The sequence below is a fragment of the Chitinophaga chungangae genome, from assembly GCF_017742215.1.
GTDB classification, from domain to species: domain Bacteria; phylum Bacteroidota; class Bacteroidia; order Chitinophagales; family Chitinophagaceae; genus Chitinophaga; species Chitinophaga chungangae.
Window position 1 is genome coordinate 426,237 of record NZ_JAGHKP010000004.1, and the last position, 19,389, is coordinate 445,625.

General features: G+C 53.7%; 12 protein-coding genes. 5 read left to right on the top strand and 7 right to left on the bottom strand.

From position 1 onward, the window contains the following. The first annotated feature begins 106 nt into the window (after nt 1–106). The 4 genes from J7I43_RS21385 to J7I43_RS21400 all read left to right on the top strand — a co-directional run bounded on the left by J7I43_RS21385 (nt 107) and on the right by J7I43_RS21400 (nt 6,139). Entirely contained in the window at nt 107–1,195 is a 1,089-nt protein-coding gene (locus J7I43_RS21385; RefSeq protein ID WP_209147908.1) for a DUF4856 domain-containing protein, read from the top strand. Nucleotides 1,196–1,279: 84 nt separating this feature from the next. After that, on the top strand, nt 1,280–2,407 hold the full coding sequence (locus J7I43_RS21390) for an imelysin family protein (protein ID WP_209147909.1): 1,128 nt from the start codon (nt 1,280–1,282) through the stop codon (nt 2,405–2,407). Continuing rightward, on the top strand, nt 2,394–3,731 hold the full coding sequence (locus J7I43_RS21395) for an HTTM domain-containing protein (protein ID WP_209147910.1): 1,338 nt from the start codon (nt 2,394–2,396) through the stop codon (nt 3,729–3,731). The genes J7I43_RS21390 and J7I43_RS21395 overlap by 14 nt, the downstream gene beginning before the upstream one ends. Nucleotides 3,732–3,742: 11 nt before the next feature. Then, entirely contained in the window at nt 3,743–6,139 is a 2,397-nt protein-coding gene (locus J7I43_RS21400) for a TonB-dependent receptor domain-containing protein (RefSeq protein ID WP_209147911.1), read from the top strand. Nucleotides 6,140–6,144: 5 nt separating this feature from the next. Here the strand turns inward: J7I43_RS21400 and J7I43_RS21405 are convergent, their stop codons facing one another. Together J7I43_RS21405 and J7I43_RS21410 are read right to left on the bottom strand one after the other, a co-directional pair. Beyond that, complete coding sequence (locus J7I43_RS21405) at nt 6,145–8,514, bottom strand: TonB-dependent receptor domain-containing protein (RefSeq protein WP_209147912.1); 2,370 nt, start codon at nt 8,512–8,514, stop codon at nt 6,145–6,147. Between the two features lie 77 nt (nt 8,515–8,591). Next, nucleotides 8,592–9,611 carry a helix-turn-helix domain-containing protein gene (locus J7I43_RS21410; protein ID WP_209147913.1) on the bottom strand — a complete coding sequence of 340 codons (1,020 nt, stop codon included), beginning with the start codon at nt 9,609–9,611 and terminating at the stop codon, nt 8,592–8,594. 452 nt (nt 9,612–10,063) lie between these two features. Here J7I43_RS21410 and J7I43_RS21415 point away from each other — a divergent pair, with 452 nt between their 5' ends. Continuing rightward, nucleotides 10,064–10,444, top strand: a complete 381-nt coding sequence (locus J7I43_RS21415; protein WP_209147914.1) for a hypothetical protein — start codon at nt 10,064–10,066, stop codon at nt 10,442–10,444. A gap of 77 nt (nt 10,445–10,521) precedes the next feature. Here J7I43_RS21415 and J7I43_RS21420 read toward each other — a convergent pair whose 3' ends face one another. The 5 genes from J7I43_RS21420 to J7I43_RS21440 form a co-directional block, all read right to left on the bottom strand. Beyond that, entirely contained in the window at nt 10,522–11,934 is a 1,413-nt protein-coding gene (locus J7I43_RS21420; RefSeq protein ID WP_209147915.1) for an arylsulfatase, read from the bottom strand. A 62-nt stretch (nt 11,935–11,996) separates the two neighbouring features. Next, the gene (locus tag J7I43_RS21425) at nt 11,997–13,781 is read right to left on the bottom strand and encodes a RagB/SusD family nutrient uptake outer membrane protein (protein ID WP_209147916.1); all 1,785 of its coding nucleotides are present in this window, start codon (nt 13,779–13,781) and stop codon (nt 11,997–11,999) included. A gap of 17 nt (nt 13,782–13,798) precedes the next feature. Next, the gene (locus J7I43_RS21430; RefSeq protein ID WP_209147917.1) at nt 13,799–17,215 is read right to left on the bottom strand and encodes a TonB-dependent receptor; all 3,417 of its coding nucleotides are present in this window, start codon (nt 17,213–17,215) and stop codon (nt 13,799–13,801) included. 234 nt (nt 17,216–17,449) lie between these two features. Then, a complete protein-coding gene (locus J7I43_RS21435) occupies nt 17,450–18,574 on the bottom strand; it encodes a FecR family protein (protein ID WP_209147918.1) in 1,125 nt (374 codons plus the stop codon). A 68-nt stretch (nt 18,575–18,642) separates the two neighbouring features. After that, nucleotides 18,643–19,206, bottom strand: coding sequence for an RNA polymerase sigma-70 factor (locus J7I43_RS21440; protein ID WP_209147919.1), 564 nt, complete (start codon nt 19,204–19,206; stop codon nt 18,643–18,645). Nucleotides 19,207–19,389: the final 183 nt, after the last annotated feature.

Below are 19,389 nucleotides of genomic sequence, written 5' to 3' on the forward strand. Positions count from 1 at the left end.
TAACTTATTGATATTCATATTATTATGTTGAATAGGTTTTATATTCCGGTTATCGTAAACGTGCCGGTGCCTTGCTGCGCTAAGTTTGCAATATAAAATCAGAACAATGAAGCACAATTTACTTACTTATGTGATGATTGCGGCAGGCGTTGCCACTTTTGTTGCCTGCAGCGACAACGACGACGCCCCGGACTTTTCCGTGAAACCCTACACTGTTCCCACCACTTACAGCTTCGGCAACGCATCTTATACTGCTTCCACGCAAAGAGTGAAAATGACCGTTGAGCTGGACGGCTATCTTAAACTGGCAAACGCCGGCGCCGCCGTAGTAGCGCTGGACCAGGCGAAAGTGAACAACATGTGGCTGAACACCGGCAACCCCTTTGCCGACGCAAGCCTCAACACTTCCGGCAAAACCCTCAAAGAAGCGACTTCCGACGCAGACCTGATCAAAGCTTATGCAGACAGCGTGCTGAAATACAACACCGGTGCGGCTGCGGCTCCCGGTACCGGCGGTTTTATCCCGCGCGGCGCGAACAAGATCATCGTAGGGCCACGTGGCATGGAATACGGGCAGTCTTTTGTGAAAGGTATCATGGGCAGCCTTTATTTTAAGGAAGCGGTGCGCATTCTCTCGAGCGTAAAATCCATGACCGCGAAAGATACGACGGCCGCGCAAAAACTCTGGGACGAAGCATTCGGTTATCTCGGCGTGCCCGCTGACTACGACAGCTCAAAAACATACCCGAACACCGATCCCAACCGGCCTTTGCTGTGGGGCGGTTATCTCGCCGAGCGCGGCAAAGCCATCCAGGCCGGCGGTACCATCTTCAGTGCATTCCTGAAAGGCCGCGCAGCCATCGGAGGTTACGATATCAAAGTGCGCGACGAACAGGCGGATATCATTCTCGCCAAATGGGAACAACTGGCCGCAGCCGCAGCGCTTAACTACGTGACCGCGCCTACCGCATCTTCCGCGATCGGCAATTTCGGCACGCAGCTGCACGCGCTCTCCGAAGGGCAAGGCTTCATCTCCGCGCTGAAATACAGGGCGGCGAACAGCAAACTCTCCGCCGCCAATTACGCCGCGCTGAGCGCCATTATCTCGAAAGATTTTTATGTACTGCTGAACCAGCCCGGGTTTACGGACCTGGTTGCCGCACAGAACATACTCAAAACAACTTACGGGCTTTAATAAAATTGTCCATATCATTCATTGCGTAAACCTGGCGTACCCGCACCAGGTTTTGCGCATTCCGGACACTGATAAAACGAACTTATGAAGAAGATCTCCCTGGTTGCCATTGCGGCATTTTTATCCGCCACCGTGTTTTTCGCCTGCAGCAAATCCGGCGGGAGCGACGGGCCGGAAACCGCGCAGGGCTTTGATAAAACCGCGATGCTGACGGCTTATGCGGACAACCTGATCATTCCCGGTTATACCGCGATGCAGCAGCAGCTGGTCGGCCTGAAAGCCGCGTCCGACGCGTTTCTTGCGGCGCCTTCGGGGGCAACACAGGCCACGCTCAAACAGGCCTACACCGCCGCGCACCTGCAATACGAACGCGTGGCCGCATTCCAGTTCGGCCCCGCGGAAACCGCGCTGCTGGATATTTTTGTCAATTTCTCCGGCGGGCTGGATTATAACTTTAATACCTCAGGCGAGCTGACCGGTTTTTCCGTGGACAGTGTTACGATTGAAAAGAACATTACAAACGGCGGTTATAATTTCCAGGACATGACGCGCGTATCGTTTTATTCGCAGGGTTTCCCCGCGCTGGATTACCTCTATTTCGGCCCGAACGCCATCGACAAGCTTAATGCCAGCCCGGTGAAACGCAAACAATACATCAACGATGTGCTGGCGCGTCTCAAATCGCTGGCAGACAAAGTAGCGGGCGACTGGCAGGCTTACCGCGCGGGTTTTATAAACAATACGAAAACAGACGTGGGCAGCCCGATCGGCAGTATGGTGAACCAGTTCGCCTATCAGCTCGACCTGCTGAAAGGCCCGCGCATCGGCTGGCCGTTTGGCAAACAGTCGAACGGCATGGTGTTCGCCAGCAAAACGGAAGCTTATTTTGCGGGCATTTCCGGCGTATTGGCCGTGGAAAATGTCAGCAGCCTGAAAAAAGTTTACACCAATAACGGCAGCGGCAAAGGTTTGTCTGACTACCTGGTTGCGCTCGGCAAAACCCAGCTGAACACAGATGTGATCGCGCAGTTCGATCTGGTGACCGCCAAACTGGGCGCTGTGCAAGACCCGCTGTCTGCCGCGCTGACCAGTAACCCGGCGGCTGTGGAAGCGGCTTACAAGGAAATCCAGAAGCTGCTGACGCTGCTGAAAACGGACGTGGCATCCGCCGCCGGCGTGCAGATAACTTACATGGACAATGACGGGGATTAACGCGAACCGTTTTACCCGGCCAGCGTCCATCGCGCCGCTGATCACTTTCAGGATCGCTTTCGGCCTGCTGATGTTCGCCAGCCTGCTGCGTTTTTGGTGGCGTGGCTGGGTGACGGATATATACGTGCTGCCGCAATTCCATTTTACCTACCAGGGTTTCGAATGGGTGCGGCCTTTAGGGAATACGGGCATGCATGCGCTGTTCGCCGTTGTACTGCTGGCTGCACTGTTTATAACCATCGGTTTTTTGTACAGGATCTCGGCAATCGTGTTTTTTCTCGGCTTCACTTACATCGAACTGATAGACGTTACCACTTATCTTAATCATTATTATTTTATCAGTCTTGTCGCTTTCCTGATGATCTGGCTGCCCGCTAACCGCCGTTATGCGGTGGATACGCTGCTGCGGCCCGGAAACCGGCGGACGGAAGTTCCGGCCTGGTGCATACAAGTGTTGATCTTCCAGATATCGGCGGTGTATGTGTTCGCCGGGCTGGCGAAGCTGAATGCGGACTGGTTGCTGGACGCGCAACCGATGCGCACCTGGCTGCCCGCCAAAACGCATCTGCCGCTGGCAGGGCCCTTTATGTACAAGCCCTGGGTGGCGTATCTTTTTTCCTGGTTTGGCGCGGTGTACGATCTGTTCATCGTTTTTTTCCTGTTGAACAAACGTACACGGGTATACGCTTATGGCGTAGTGTTGATATTTCATATCGCTACTGCGGTATTTTTCCCCGGTATCGGCATGTTCCCGTACGTGATGATGACCGCCAGCCTGATATTTTTCTCCGGCGAATTTCACGAACGGCTGCTGGGATTTCTTCGCGGTTTTTCAATGAAACCCGAACAAAACAGCGTATATCGATATTCAAAACAAAAAATCTTCCTCGCCGTGCTCGGTGTGTACGTAGCGATACAAATATTGCTGCCGCTGCGTTTCCTGCTGTACCCGGGGCATTTGTTCTGGACGGAAGAAGGTTACCGTTTTTCCTGGCGCGTGATGCTCATGGAAAAAGCCGGCAATGCTTATTTCACGGTGAAAGACCAAACAAGCCGTGCGTTTTTCGTGGTGAACAACGCGGAATTCCTTACGCCTCTGCAGGAGAAAATGATGAGCACACAACCGGACCTGATCCTGAAATACGCGCATCATCTTGCCGAAATATACCGCCAGCGCGGTATGCAGCATCCCGAAGTATACGGCGAAATATACGTGACGCTGAACGGCCGCCGTTCCCGGCTGTTCGTCGATTCTACGGTGAACCTGGCGGCGCAGCCGCTGGGATGGGAACATTATCAATGGGTTCTACCTTATCAAAAATAGCACAGACTTACATGAAACAATTAAGCGGTTGGATGATCCTGATGTTTTTGCAGATAACGGCGTACGCGCAGTACAGCATCAGTGGTACGGTGCGGCACGGCAATGAAGGTATTCAGCATGCATCCGTTACGCTGGAGCCTTCCACGCAACGGAAGCTCAGCAACGACAACGGTTTTTTCCGCTTCGGCAATCTCGCCGCAGGCACATACATCATTACGGTCACCTCTGAAGGGTTTAAAACATACCGGCAGGAAGTGACCGTTTCCAATAAGAACATTGCCCTGGATATCAGCCTGCTGAAACAGGATATTCAATTGGACACGCTGCGCGTTACCGGCGGCGCCAATTACGCCGTAGCAGGGAAATTGAAAGACGTGGAAGGCACTTCCATTTACGCCGGCAAAAAAACGGAAGTGATATTATTGCGCAACGTAAACGCCAACCTGGCCACCAACAACACCCGCCAGATCTACGCGCGCGTGCCCGGCCTCAACATCTGGGAGTATGACCGCGGCGGTTTGCAGCTTGGCATCGGCGGCCGTGGCCTCAGTCCCAGCCGTTCGTCGAATTTTAACATCCGGCAAAACGGGTACGACATCAGCGCCGATGCGCTCGGTTACCCCGAAAGTTATTACACGCCTTCAGCCGAAGCGCTGGACAGGATCGAGATCATCCGTGGCGCGGCCAGCCTGCAATACGGGCCGCAGTTTGGCGGGCTGGTGAATTTTGTGATGAAGGAAGGGCCGAAAGATAAACCTTTCGAATTTACCACGCGGCAAACGCTCGGCAGTTTCGGGCTGTTCAATTCCTTCAACAGCATCGGCGGCACCACGGCGAAAAATAAACTGAACTACTACGCCTTTTATCAATTCAAACGGGGCGACAACTGGCGGCCGAACAGTCATTACGACCAGCACAACGCCTACGTTCACCTTGCCGGTAACCTTACGCCAAAACTGAAGATCACCGGGGAATACACTTTTATGTCGTACCTAGCGCAGCAGCCAGGCGGGCTTACCGACGAACAGTTCAAAGAAGATCCTTCCGTATCGGTACGGGCGCGCAACTGGTTCAGGGTGAACTGGAACCTGGCGAGCGTTGTCCTCGATTATTCTTTCAGCGAACAAACCAAACTCAACTGGAGAACATACACGCTGCAGGGCGGCCGCGATGCACTGGGCATCCTGTCTTACATCAACCGGCCGGACGTGGGCGGCCCGCGCGATTTTATGACGGACGATTATTCCAACTACGCCTCCGAGCTCAGGCTGATACATCGTTACCGGCTGCTGAAAGAAAATAAAAGCACTTTCCTTGCGGGGGTGCGGGCATACAAAGGTCTTACCGACCGCAGGCAGGGCAATGCCAGCGATAAAAGCGACGCGGATTTTACCTTCCCCGGCCCTGAGCCGGACAAATCCTTTTATAAATTCCCCGGCTATAACTTTGCCGCCTTCGCGGAAAACATCTTTCAAATCAATCGGCATTGGACGGTCACGCCGGGCATCCGTTTCGAGCACATCAATACAAAGGCGGAAGGATATTATTACAAACAGAACATTTTTATCCCGAACGAAAAGATCAACGAAACCAAAGAAAACCCGCGTTCCTTTACCTTGCTGGGCATCGGCACCGCCTGGAAATTCCCGAACGGCATCGAGCTGTATGCCAATATTTCGCAGAATTACCGGTCCATCAATTTTAACGATATCAGGATCTTGAACGCGAACGCGAGGGTAGACCCCAACCTGAAAGATGAGACAGGATACAATATCGACGCGGGTTTTCGCGGAAATTACCGCGGCTGGCTGTATGTGGACGCAAGCGTTTTTTATCTCAAATACAACGACCGCATCGGCTCCATCTTCACGCGGGACACGAGTTTTATGACCTTCCGTTACCGCACCAATGTGTCAGACAGCCGCAACCTCGGCATGGAACTGCTGCTGGAAGGCGATCTGATCAAGGCGCTGGCAGGTCATTATTCAAGATACCGCCTCGATCTTTATACCAATCTTTCGCTGATCGATGCGCGGTACGTCAATACGCAGAACACCGCGATTGCGGACAAACTGGTGGAAAACGTTCCGCCCGTGCTGTTCCGGACCGGCCTTTCATTCGGCACCCCAAAGTTTAACCTCACTTACCAGTTCGCGTACCAGGCCAAACAATATTCCGACGCGACCAACGCCGAAACCACGCCCACGGCGGTAGACGGCGCCATTCCCGCTTTCAGCGTAATGGACCTGAGCCTCAGCTACAACTGGCGGCAATTCACGGTGTACACCGGCGTGAACAACCTGGCCGATAAGCGGTACTTTACGCGGCGGGCGGATGGTTATCCCGGCCCGGGCATCCTGCCGTCTGACGCGCGCAACTGGTACGTGACCCTGCAATTCAAGCTGTAAAAGCGTTACAGCATAGCGCGGTTCTCTTCTTCGCTCCGGTCGCTTTGCCTGGTTTTATGGGTAGAGCGGCCGAAGCTGTAAGTGATATTCACTGCGAGTTTCCGGTTGCCGAACCAGTGATTCAGTTCGTTGTTGAGAATTTGTTTTTCGCGGAAGATGTAATAGGAACGGTATGTATCGAAAATGTCGAAGACATTTATTTTCGTGTTCAGTTTCCCGTTCAGCCAGCTTCGTTGCAAACCCAGGTCTACCTTTCCATACGGCCTGATCCGGTACAGCCCGTTGCCGCTGCGCGACTTGTAAACATAAGAAATGTCGAAGGTAAACGCACGCGGGAGCGAAAACACCTGGCTGCCCCACAAGGAATAGTCCGTGATCGGGATCGTGTAGGTTACGCCATGATAGGGCGTTGGCTCCTTTTTATAACTGCCCCTGACATTGTAATTCATTCTCCACCATTTGGCGACCTGCACGGGAAAATTGATTTCCGCCGCTGCGAAATCGTTATAGGAAAGATTCCTGCCGAGATACTGCAAGATGTTCGTCGTGCTGTCGTATTCCGGGTAACGCGTTAACGGATCGTTTTCACGACCGGCCTGCACAGTGATATTGAAGGTATTGATGGCGAAGGAGAGGCTGAGCATCGTGGTCGTGGAAGCTTTCAGGAACGGGTTGCCGATAAAGTAGTTGAGCGGGCTGAAATATACGCGGAACGGGTTGAGCTGCGCGAAATTCGGCCGCGTGATCCTGCGGCTGAAAGAAAGATTGAGCTGCCGTGAAGGTTGGAAGACGTACGTAAGGCTCAGGGAAGGCAGCCAGGTGAGATAATTGCGTTCGGTGACCGATTTTTCCGTATAGGCGTTCGCAATGCTTCTTGTGTTTTCCGCGCGAAGGCTCAGATTGTATTGCAGCTTTTTGAAACTGCCTTCATACCCCGCGTATGCGGCGGCGATGTATTCATCGTACCGGAAATGATTGCTGCGCGCGCTGTCCGGCACAAAATCTCCCGCAACGGCCAGCGTATCGTAACGGATGTCGTTTTGGGTGGTGGTGAACGCGAATTTTACGCCGGCAGTAAGTTTCCCTTTGCCGGTGTTCCGCATGAAATCGAGCTGCGCGGTGCGGATGAGGATGTCGTTTTTCAACACGGTTTTCCAGTATTCTTCCAGCCGGCCCGTAACCAGGTCTTTGTTTTGAATGTCCTCGCTTTGACGGTTCACGATCTTCACCACTGAACTGACCAGTTCCAGCTGCGTTTTACCGAAACGGCCGGAATAGTTGAGATTGCCTGCGTAATTATGTTGTTTGGGCGCGGAGAGGTTTACGCTGGAAGTATTGAAGACCAGTTTTTCCGCGGCTGCATCTGTCGTGTACAGCGTGTTCAGCAGCAATACGTCCCGGTTGAGGTGATAGGTTCTGAAAAGGGCTTCCACGCGGTGGTTTTCATGAATCTTGTAATCGGCGCCCAGCTGAAGGTTTACGTTGTTGTTGCCCATTTTCCAGCCGGTGCGGGTGGTCATTATGTTCGTATTGGCCAGGTGCTGCAGCGCGCCGTAGCGGCGGATGGTATTGCCCCCGGTGTAACCCGCGCGGGCGGTGTAGGCCACTTTTTTTGTTTTGTACGCAAGAGAAAACTGGTTTTCGCTCAGGGCATACCTGTTCTGCTGCAAACCGGCGGTGGCCGTTCCCTGCCAGCCGAGTGCCTGGTCGCGTTTCAGCCGGATATCGATAATGCCTTTATGTTCGCCGTCGTAACGCGCGGAAGGGTTGCTGATCACTTCAATGGAGGAGATCACGGCGGGCGTGAGGCTGGCAAGATAATTTTGCAGTTCTTCCGGGCTCATGGGCGAAGGTTTGCCGTCGATGAACACTGCGGGGGCCACACGCCCGGCCATCAGGATGGCGCCGTCCGCGCCCACTTCCAGGCCGGGGAGTTTTTTGAAGATGTCGAGCGCATTAGCGCTGGCATTAAAAAGCCGGTTCCCGGAAATGTTGACGGTGAGTTTGTCGCCCTGCCGCTGCAAAGCCGCCCTTTCCCCCGTTACCGTCACCTCGTTGAGCAATGCGGGGTCTGCCATGAGCGCAATTTCACCGGGAGGGGCGAGATCGCCCGGGTTTTTGTACAGCTTTTGATAACCCATTGCCATCAGCAGCAATACATACCGGCCGGCGGGTACGTTTTCAAATGAAAACCGGCCGGCGGAATCGCTGATCTGTCCTTTTACCAGTCCCGAATCGGGGAGGGACAGCAAACTGACGGAAACAAAGCCGATGCCCTGCCCGGTTTTTCCATCAGTAATTTTTCCTTTGATCTGTGCCGTGGCCGGAAGGCAAAGCAGCGCCGCTAGGCAAAAAAATATACTCCGTATCATCATGCTGCAAACCTACACAGGGGGCCAATGCATGGCGTCCGGCTTTGGCGATCCAGGCGTACGGAATTATAAAACCGGACTTAACCGGCTTGATTTTCAAGGGTTTCTTTGTAGAGCGCGGGCGTGGTGTCTTTGATCTTCCTGAACGCGGCATAAAAGGTGGATTTGGAATTGTAGCCCACTTCGTAGCCGATGGCCTCGAAAGTAAGCGCGCCGTTGGAAGAGATCAGCTTGCAGGCTTCGTTGATCCTGTATTCGTTGATGTAGGTGGAGAAACTTTTGCCAAGGTTGTCGTTCAGCAACTGGGAAAGCTGGTGCTGGGAAATATTGATCTTCTGCGCAAGGTCGTTCAGTTTCAGGTTCGGGTCTTTGTAAAGGGTTTTGTCCTGCAGGGCCTCATCCAGTTTCTCCAGCCAGCGTTTCGCATCGTTCTCCGCGATCTTTTTCTTTTCGGCTTTTGCGGCCGTTTCGAATTTCACGCTGCCGAGGGTGAGGATGATGCCCGCAAACAGCAGGATGGTGAAGGATAACGGCCCGCTGATATAAATGGCGCAATAGATCTGCAGGAACGACAGCAGGTACATCAGGAAAATAAACAAGTTGCCCGCGAACAGGATATTGAGGAAACGGTTCCGGGAAGAAGCGCTCCACAGCATAATACCCGTTGCGATGAGATATCCCAGCCATACGGCGTAGATGACATGTACGAACCCGTGGTTCCATATCCCGGGGTAAACATGATAAGGCCATATGATCCCGGAGATCGCAAAAGGTACGAGAAGCAAAACCCAGCTTCGTTTCCAGGCGATGGGAAGTTTCGTTACCTTATTCAATACGGCCTTTGTATAATAATATAACGCCGGGCCTATCAGGAAACAGCCGGTGAGGCCCAGCTGAAGAATGACCCGGGGCAGGGCGGGATTGAAATGAAGGAATACGGACTTGGACACACGAATGCTCAGCGCCAGCAAAAGCACGCCCAGCAGCATTAGCGGCAGCGTCCGTTTTTTGCGGTTGAGCAAAAGGTACAGCCCCAGTACGATGCCGTTCAACGCACCGATGGCGCCAAGCAGAAACAATATTTGCTGGCCGAAATTCATACTTCCTCAAATTAAAGAATTTAACGGTACGCCGGACTTCCATCACGCATTGGCCATTCAAAAATAACGTTTGCGGTATCGCTGTGCCGTACCGTTCCGTATTAAAATGGAGTTCCCGGGCGGAGAAATACCACCCGGATGTCCGCTTTTGAGAAAAAGTGTCCGGTTTTAAAAATTGTTTCCGGCGCGAAACCAGTCAGCCCTGTTGCGGTTTTCGCCGCTTTTTGCCGGCTTCCCCGCCCGGAATTGCTGAAAAATCCGCTGAAATCCTTTGCAGCATTACTTTCGGGGTGAAAATGCCCCCGTGTCCGATCTGTACAAAACCGGACACTTTTTTTATTTCATCTTGCCGCTCATCCGCTGATAACTATTCGTTTTACCGTTTTTACGACCGCTTATACCTTTGAATTGTCAAACGAAACAAACCAAAAAAACACTTAAAACTTACTAATATGAAAACGATCACCTTCATCCTCGCCATCGCCATGATCTCCGTAAGCGCAATGGCCAACAACAAAAAATACAATGTAGCCACCGCGCTCACCGGGAAAAAAGCCGCCGTTTCCATTGCAGAAAATAAAGTGACCAGCCATTACGACCGCCAGGGCAACCTGCTGGCTACTTCCCGCTATATTTCCGACGCGGAGCTGCCGCTATACGCCATCACCAAACTGATGAAACATTGCCCGGACGAGCAGATCAAACTGGTACGCGAATTTGAAGCCATCGGTGAAAAAACATACATCGTTACGCTCGAAAACGCTACCGGCTATAAAGTAGTGAAAGTAACCGCCGCCGACCTGGAGATACTGGAACAGCTGACAAAAAATTAGACCTAACATAAGCATAACGAAAGAAAACGGCGTATCAGTCCTGATACGCCGTTCTTATTTTCGTTTTCCCGTAACCGTTATTTCTTCGAAACCAGCGGGAAAATAGGCGATTCCACATGGGCTTCCCGCATGCGTTGCGCCATTTGTTTCACCACCGCCGGGTTTTCCGCGGCCACGTTATGCGTTTCTTTTGGGTCTTTGCTGAGGTCGTACAGTTCAATTGGACCGTTGGGGTCCGCTTTTAGCTTCTGCCGCACTGCTTTCCATTTTCCGGCGCGAACGGCCTGGCGGCCGCCGTCTTCATGAAATTCCCAGTAGAGATAATCGTGTTGTTTTTGTTTTCCTTTTCCCAGCAGCGTGGGCAGGAATGAAATACCGTCCGTATACCTCGCCTCCGGCGCCTGCGCTACCTGCGTGAGCGTAGGCATCACATCCCAGAAAGCGCCGACGAAAGCAGACGTGGAGCCGGGTTTCACCGTTCCTTTCCATTGAACGATAAAAGAAGTTCTTACGCCGCCTTCGTACAGGTCGCGCTTGATGCCGCGCAGCCCGGCGGAGCTGTTGAAGAACGCGGGATCGGCGCCGCCTTCGCGGTGTGGGCCGTTGTCGCTGGAAAAAATAACGATCGTGTTTTCGAGCAGGCCGTATTTTTCAAGCCGTTGCATTACTTCACCCACATGCGCATCCATCCGGGAAACCATGCCGGCGAAAGTGGCGCGCGGTTTTTCAACCGACTGGTAGCCGCCTACGCTGGCGTTGGGGCCGTAATCCTGGCCTTTATGCGGTTTTTCTTCGAACGCGCTTTCGTACATTTTATAGAACCGGTCGTTGGGCCCGGCCAGTTCGGCGTGCGGCAGCACGGTGGGGATGAAGAGGAAGAAAGGTTTGTTTTTGTTTTCGTCGATGAAGGCCAGTGCCTGTTGCTGGATAAGCTCGGGGGCGTAGGTGACTTTATGGGCGAGATCGTTGCCGTCCAGCTTTACTTCCTGGTCGTTGTTCCAGAGATGCGTGGGATAATAACGATGGCTTTGGCGCTGGCAGTTGTAGCCGAAGAATTTATCGAACCCTTTGCGGTCCGGCGCGCCGGAAGTGCCTACCATTCCAAGGCCCCATTTGCCGAACGCGCCGGTAGTGTAACCGGCTTCTTTCAGCAGCTGGGCGAGGGTTTGCACGGAATCAGCCAGGGGCTCCTGGCCTTCGGGCTGTATTTCCTTATTGCCGCGGATGTAAGTATGGCCGGTGTGCTGCCCCGTCATCAGCGAAGAACGCGAAGGCGCGCACACCGAAGTGCCGCAGTAAAAAGATGTGAACCGCATGCCCCTTGCAGCAAGCCGGTCGATATTGGGCGTTTTGATCTTTTCCTGTCCGTAGCAGCCAAGGTCGCCAAGACCGAGATCGTCTGCCAGGATAAATACGATGTTCGGCTTCTTTTGCGCCATGCAGAAGGATGAGAGCAGCAGCATCCCCGCGAGTAACCAATGCTTTTTCATAGTTTAAAAATATAAAAAAGGCCGGCTTATCCGAAGGAAAGCCAGCCTTGTTAGAAATCCGTTTATTTCCAGTCCGGGTTCTGTTGGAGATTTGTGTTCAGCACCGTTTGGTTGGAAGGGATCGGGTAGAGGTAATAGTACTCGGGGAAGGGCCCCGGGGGCACGCCTTCATACGCGATGTAACCTTCCGATGCGTTGTTTTCGATGGGTATGGGGCTGTTGGCGGGAACGTCCGTACCTTTTTTGATCCATCGGCCCAGTTTTCGTTTTACGGCATATTCCATCTTTTTCCAGCGGCGAAGGTCGTCGAACCGGAAACCTTCGCCCATCAGTTCCACGGCACGCTCGCGGCGTATCTCCCAGAGCACGGGCGTTACGCCTGCATCGCGGGTGGGGTCCGCAGGAATGCTGCCGAGGTTCAGCGGGGTTACGCCGCCTCTTTCGCGCAGTTGATTGATGGTCTGGTCGGCCACCGCCTGGTTAAATTCGCCCAGTTCGTATTTCGCTTCGGCGTAATTCACCATCACTTCCGCCATCCTGAACACCGGCGCATCGTTTACATCCACGTTCTGGATCATCTGGATCTTGTTGCTGAACTTGTAAAAGCGGTAACCGGTGTAGGTTACGTTGAAAGGCTGGCCCTGGTTGTAATCCACGAAATGCGGTTCTTCGCGCACTACCAGTCCCTGCCAGTTGAGCGTGGGCAAGGTTTTTTGTTTGGCGGTGGAAATGTTCGCCATGATGTCGATATACTCCTGGTCTGCCGCATTGCCGGTAAGCGTATATGCCGGGCTCGGATGGTTCACCACCACTTTGAAAGGCGGCGGCACGGTGAAGTACAGGCGTTTGTCGCGGTGGCGAAATTCAGCGTAGGGATTTTTATCGCCGGCGAACAGCGGACTGGTGAAGCGGGTTTGACCGTCGGTGAGGAGATACAGGTCTGCCGCCGCTTTTGTAAGGTCCCAGCGGCCGGAGGAGTTGCGGCCGCGGCTTGCCAGAATATGCGTTACCTGGTTCATGTCGTATTGTTTGTACAACAAAATGCCCGGAATGCCGGCCAGCGATTCGCTGTTGAACTCATCGTCGTAATCCGGGTGCAGCTTGGGAAAAGCGGTGATCAGCCTGGATGCCGCATCGGCGCTGGCGCGCAGGAACGGCTGCGGGTCGCCGAGATTGTGATATTTGCGCCAGGTGCCTTCCATCAGGCCGAAGCGGGCTATAAACGCGCGGATCACGTTGGCGTTGATGGTGTTGGCGCCGTCTCCCGCCGGTTTTATGTGCGTTTCGGCCCATTGCAGCTGGTCGAGCAACGTTTGCGTTACTTCGGCGCGCGGCGTGCGGGAACCGTAAAGGATGTCCTGGTCTGCGTCTGTAAGCGGACGGTCCACCCAGATCACATCGCCATATTTATTCACCAGGTTCCAGTAGTTATACGCCCTGAAAAAATATCCCACGCTTTTCCAATGGTCTTTTTCCACGTCGGTAATGGGCGATTTGTCGATATTGGCGAGCATGATATTGACCGCGCGGATGTTCGCGTAAGGTTGCTGATAATCCGTGCTGGCCGCGGGAATGGTGATGCGTTGCCATATCCAGTCGGACACTGCGTTGGGGTTGGCGTTCAGGAAAAGGTCGCCGTTGAATTCCGAATTGGGAACGGCTTCGTTGTAGCCCGGGAACGCTTCATAAAACTGCCAGCAGTAGGTTTTGATGTTGTCGTAGCTGGTAAAAGTAGTGGCTTCCGTAAGCTGGTCTTTCGGCTGAAGATCGAGAAATTCTTTCTGGCTGCAGCTTTGCAACAGCATCATACCTGCAAAGCACGCGGCGATATATTTTGTAAGTTTCATTTTGCTGCGGTTTTGAATTAAAAGGATACGTTCAGGCCAAAACTGTATTTCTTCAGGAACGGATAGATGCCGCCTTCGCCGTAGTTCGTGGCGTCGGATTCCATGCCCTTCGGCAGGTCCGTGAAGGTGAAGATGTTCTCGCCGCTTGCGAAGATCCTTGCATTGGTGATCAGTACGCGGTTCAGCCATTTTTTCGGAACGGAATACCCGATGGTCACGTTTTTCACGCGCAGGTACGCCCCGTTGGAAAGGTATTTGCTTTGCACCAGCCTGCTGTATTCGGTATTCCCGCCGCCGTCTGCATACACGCGCGGGTAAAACGCATTGGAATTATCCGCGGTCCAGTAATCGAGGTTGTGTTTGTACATCGTGCCGAAGCGGTTCTGGTAAGGCCAGTACAGCTGGTTGCTGAGCCAGAGGTCTCTTTTGCCGACGCCCTGCAGGAAAAACGACAGGTCGAAATTTTTCCAGGATGCATTGCCGAACACGCCGAACTGGTAACGGCGCCGGTCGTTGCCGATGATCGTGCGGTCGCCGGGATCGGAGAGCGTGTTATTGCCGGAAAAGATCACGCCGTCCCCGTTAAGGTCTTTGTATTTCACGTCGCCGGGGTTGGGCGGAATGCCTTTGTAAAAAGGAATGCCGCTTTTCAGCGTACCGCCCAACAGGTTCTGGTTGAGCGAGCCGTCCGCAAAATCGTTCACGTTGAAATATCCATCCGTTACATAACCCCAGATATCGCCGATTTCCTGGCCCACGTAATATTGGTTCAAAAGCCCGCCGGGATTGGAATAACGGGTGATGTAGGTACGGTTGTCCGATAAATTGAAGCCGATGCCGTAATCGAAATCGCCCGCCTTGTTTTTATAGCTCACTTCCAGCTCCCAACCTTTTGTTTCGAGGTCGGCAGCGTTCTGCAAAGGCGCGCTGGCACCCAGTACCTGCGGCAGTTCGGAGCCCGGGGCGAGCATATTGAGCGTTTTGCGGTTGAAGATATCGAAGTTGACCTGCAGTTTGTTTTTGAAAAGACCCACATCAATACCGGCGTTCATCGTGCGAACAGTTTCCCAGGTAAAGCTGGTGCTTACCAGCGCGGGCGGGCTCAGCGTAACGTAACGGATATTGGTGCCGGGGTTGATCCACGAAGCATTGTACGGGTTCATGCCCGGGATGTAAGGATAAAAACCGTTGATGCTGATGTTGCCGATCGTGCGGTTGTTGATCACCTGGTTGCCGATCTCGCCGTACGAGCCCCTGAGCTTGAGCAGCGGCACCAGGTCTTTCAGGCCCTGCATGAACGGTTCTTCACTGATATTCCAGCCAGCGGACACGGACGGGAAAAAACCGAAACGGTTGCCCGGCGGAAAACGCGAAGAGCCGTCGAAACGCCCGTTCAGTTCCAGCAAGTATTTGCCTTTGTAGTCGTAGTTGATCCTGCCGAAATAACCGGAGATCGCATACTCTTCGAATCCGTCCGTTGCGCCGAGCGTGCCGGTGCTGGTGGAAATGGAAGGCACGTCTTCGCTGAGGATGTCCAGCCGGGTAACGGCGAACGAATCGCGTTTGCTGATCTCCTGGTTGGTGCCTGCGAGGAATTTCAGGTGATGGTCGCCGAAATCTTTCAGGTAGCTGGCGTATACGTTCAGCGCGTGGTACTGCAGCTGGCCGTTGCCGCGGGCATATTGTGAATTGTTGTTCTGGAATTGCCGGTCGTAGGTCATGGCGTTGAAATACTCGTTTTTCCCCAACACGGCCATTACGTTGCCGTTGTTGCGGTTGAATGTGTATTCGCCGGTAATCCTGAGATTTTTTACCGGTTCGTATTCCAGTTTGCCGAAAACGCGGATGTTGTCGCGGTATTCCTTGTTGGCCGGTTCCTGTTCCACTACATTGTTAGGCGTGTTGTAGGGCAGCGTTACGCCGTTAATAGTGGTGGAGCCGGGATCTACGTATGAAGGATAAGTGATGGCGTTGTAGAACAGCCCGCCGAGCACAGAAGGGGTATAACGCATTTCGTTTTTGTAGAACAGGTTCACGGAAGCGTTCAGGTTTTTCGCCAGTTCGGTGCCGAGGTATGCGTTGAAGTTGTAGCGGTTGTAACGATCTTTGTTGGTCACCATAATGCCGTCTTCCCCGGTGTAGCCGCCGGAAACGCGGTAAGTGGTTTTATCGGAGCCGCCGGCGAAGGAAAAGTTGTGCATCTGTTCGAAGCCGCCGCTGAAAAGCCGGTCGTACATGTCGTGCTCCGCCAGCGGGTAACGCAGGCCGTTTACGGTGGTAAGACCATCGGGATATTTACCGGGGTTTTGTTTGTATTCGTCGAGCAGGCCGAGCCAGGTGTCTACGTTCTGGCCGGACCAGTAGGTAACGGAACCGAAGTCTTTCAGCGCCGTGATAAATTCCTGCATGCCGGCTTTTTCGGGCAATGAAATAGGGTTGCTCCAGGTGAAGTTGTTGGAATAATTGAAGCGGATAGGCTGGTTCTTTTTACCCTTTTTGGTGGTGATGAGGATCACGCCGAAAGCGGCGCGCGCGCCGTAGATCGATGCGGCGGCGGCGTCTTTCAGCACGGAAATGTTTTCGATGTCGCGCGGGTTCACATCATCGATGTTCATCGGCACGTTGTCTACCAGTATCAGCGGAGAACCGCCGTTAATGCTGGTAAAGCCGCGGATGTTCACTTCCGTGGCGGCGCCGGGCTGACCGGTGCCGTAAGTGATCTGCAGGCCGGGAACGGCGCCCTGCAAAGCCTGCGCGGTGCCGCTGATGGGGCGGTTGCCCAATACTTCATCCATGTTCACGGAGCTGACCGCGCCGGTGAGGTTCGCTTTTTTCTGCTGGCCATAACCCACCACCACTATTTCGTTCAGCGCCGCATTGTCTTCTTTCAGCACTACGTTCAGCACATTGCCGCTTACTTTCACTTCCTGCGAAATAAAGCCGAGGGAACGGAAGATGAGCGTGGCGGTATCGCTTTTCAGGCGGATGGTGTACCGGCCGTCCGCACCGGCGGCAGTGCCGTTGCCGGTGCCTTTTTCGATGACGGCGGCTCCGGGCACAGGTTCGCCCGCTTCATTGGTAACGGAGCCCTGCACGGTGATCTCTTTTATGACAGGCTTGGGCAGACCGAAGATGGGTTTGGGTTTCAGGCTTACGAGTATAACGCCTTCCTCTATTTTGTAATTAAGCGGCTGATTGTAAAACACCTGCGCCAGCGCCTGCTCCGGCGTCGCGTTTTTCAGCGCGATGGTAACGGGCAGCGCTTTTTCGAGTATTTCGGTGCTGTACAGCATTTTGAACCCGGTCTGTTTTTTGATGGCCGCCAGCACGGATCTCAGCGGAGCGTTCTCCACCTGGATGGTGACCTGCTGCGAATGCGCGGCGTGAGCCGCCTGCAGAAAAACGGCCGTCAGCAAAACGATAGTCAGTTTCATAACAAGGAGCAGTTTCTTTAGACTGTGGTTGCGGGAATGCCCCGTTTTTCCGGGGCAAAAGAATCCCCGCCGATGAATCTTCAAATTCATACATTTGTCGTGTTAGGTGATTAAATAAATGTGTTCAGAACGTGTAATAATTACCTGGCTCAGCCGGCTGCGTTGGCGCGTAGCCGGTTACCTTTTTTTGATTTTGGCCGCCTGTTTTTATCTTTACATAGGCAATGCTTTTTTTTATCTCACACTGATCGTCTGTCCTTCCAGTTTTAGTGGTACGCCCCCGGTTTCGCTCAGCATCCTGATGGCTTGCGACAGTTTCACGTTGCGCGGGATGGAGCCGTTGTAGCTGATGTCCGGCACACGGCTGAAATCCGCTTCCACATTGTACCAGCGGCATAATTGCCGGAGCACTTCTTTCATAGACGTTTCGTTGAAAATGAAATAACCGTTTTTCCAGGCCACCGCTTCTTCCGTGTCCACGTTCACGGTCCGCATCCGGCCGGACTGTACGTTCAGCCTGCATTGCTCGCCGGGCGCCAGTAATTGTTTCGCCACGGCGGTAGCCACTTCCACTTTCCCTTCCAGCAGCGTGGTGCGCACGCCGGCTTCACCGGGATACGCCTGTACGTTGAAATGCGTGCCCAGCACGGTCACTTTTTGCGCGGCGCTGGATACGATGAAAGGCTGACGTGCGTTTTTCGCCACTTCGAAATACCCTTCCCCGCTCAGTTCCACCAGGCGTTCTTTTCCGGTAAATGCGGTAGGAAAGCGGAGAGACGATTCCGCATTGAGCCATACTTTACTGCCGTCCGGCAACAGCAGGCGGAATTGGCCGCCGCGCGGAACGGAGAGCATGTTATAGGAAACCGCCGTTCCCGGGGCGGTTGCCGCCGCGGTGTCTGATTCGTAAATGATCTCGCCGCCGGCCGTTTTGGTGATGCGCATGCCGCCCTGGAGGGCGAGCTGACCGGCTTTTGCGTCTTCCAGCGCTATTTTGCTGCCGTCTGCAAGAGTGAGATATGCTTTGTTGCCCGCGGGCGCCGCATCCTGAACGATGGCGTGCTGCACAACAGGCTGTTTTGATGGTTTTTTGGAAATGAATAACCAGGTACCGGTGCCGGCCAGGATGGCGGCCACAGCAGCGGCGCGCAGCCAGAAGCCCAACGGGCGCACTTTGGTTTTCCGGTCGATGGCGGAATGGATCTTTCCCAGCAGGGCGGCTTCGTCCGGGTAGGGGGGCTCGGCGGCGTCCAGCCGCTGTAGCCCGTTATACCAGGCGTTATAGCGGATAATATCCGCTTCGGAAGCAGTGCCATCGTGGATCCTGGCTGCCAGGTCTATTAAATCCTTTTTTTGCATAACGGGCCTTGTACCTGTATAGGCACCTGGAAAAGGATCATCCCCCAAAGGCGCAGAAAAAAAATTTGTCAGAGGAAGATATTGAAGGCGGAGAGGCTGCCGAGTTTCACGCGCAGCTTGCGCAGGGCGATAGTGAGCTGGTTTTCCACCGTTTTTTCGGAAACGCCCAGTTTTTCGGCGATCTCTTTATTGGAAAGGTATTCGAAGCGGCTCAGGTAAAACACCTGCCGGCAGCGTTCCGGCAAGTCGAGGGTGAATTGGCCGATAATGGCCTGCAGTTCCTTAAGCTCCACCGGCGAAACGGTTTCTTCTGCCACCTGCGTTCTTTCCACCTGTTCGAAAAAAGCGGCGTGTACCCGGCTGCGGCGGATGTAATTGGCGGCTTTATACCGGACGGCCATGAGGAGATAAGCCTTCAGCACGCTCACCTGCAGCCTGCCCCGGTGCTCCCAGAGCCATACGAACACGTCCTGCAGCAGGTCCATGCAGGCGGCTTCGTCCTTCAGCACCACGAAGGCGCTGCAGTACATCGCCCGCCAGTGCCGGTGGTAAATTTCGTCGAACGCGCCACGGCTGCCTGTGTTCAGGTGATGTAAAAGTTCACTGTCCGTATAAATGGATAAATCGCTCATCTGCAAACCCCATGTCTGCTGTAAAGTATTCAATTCGGGCTGAAAAATGAAATTCCGGGGCGGGGATAACACTATTTTCACCGGCAAGGCGCCATATCGGGTAAAAAAACGGCCTGCAAAAAAGAAAAAGGGCCGGTTGAAAAATCAACCCGCCCCTCGTTCACTAAAAAAGCACAGCTCACA